This is a genomic window from Cognatundibacterium luofuense (assembly GCF_018139685.1).
Taxonomy (GTDB): Bacteria; Pseudomonadota; Gammaproteobacteria; order Burkholderiales; family Burkholderiaceae_D; genus Undibacterium; species Undibacterium luofuense.
Genome location: NZ_JAGSPN010000493.1, coordinates 1 through 308, shown reverse-complemented (window position 1 = coordinate 308; position 308 = coordinate 1). Strand labels below are relative to the sequence as shown.

At 50.0% G+C, this 308-nt stretch carries 1 protein-coding gene; it reads right to left on the bottom strand.

Features of this window, described 5'->3' with window-relative positions; all coding sequences use genetic code 11:
- Positions 1-258: FGGY family carbohydrate kinase (locus KDM89_RS21370; protein WP_268977922.1), on the bottom strand; the 258-nt coding region annotated here is incomplete at its 3' end.
- Positions 259-308 lie beyond the last annotated feature (50 nt).

Here is a 308-nt window from a genome sequence, read left to right as displayed (position 1 = left end):
CGTGGTTTCACGTTGATTGGTCATGCCGATTGCAGCAATCGAAGCACCCGTTAAACCAGCACGTGCGACCGCTTCTGCAGCAACACCGGCCTGGGTTGACCAGATTTCCTGAGGATCATGTTCTACCCAGCCTGGTTGCGGATAAATTTGTTGGAACTCTTTTTGCGCGACCGCTACCACGCTACCGGTACGGTCAAACAAGACAGCGCGCGAGCTGGTCGTTCCTTGATCTAAAGCCAGAATATATTTTCCATCCATGTGGCTGTTCTCCATCTTGTCCAGGATTTTTTAATGCATCAATACTGAAG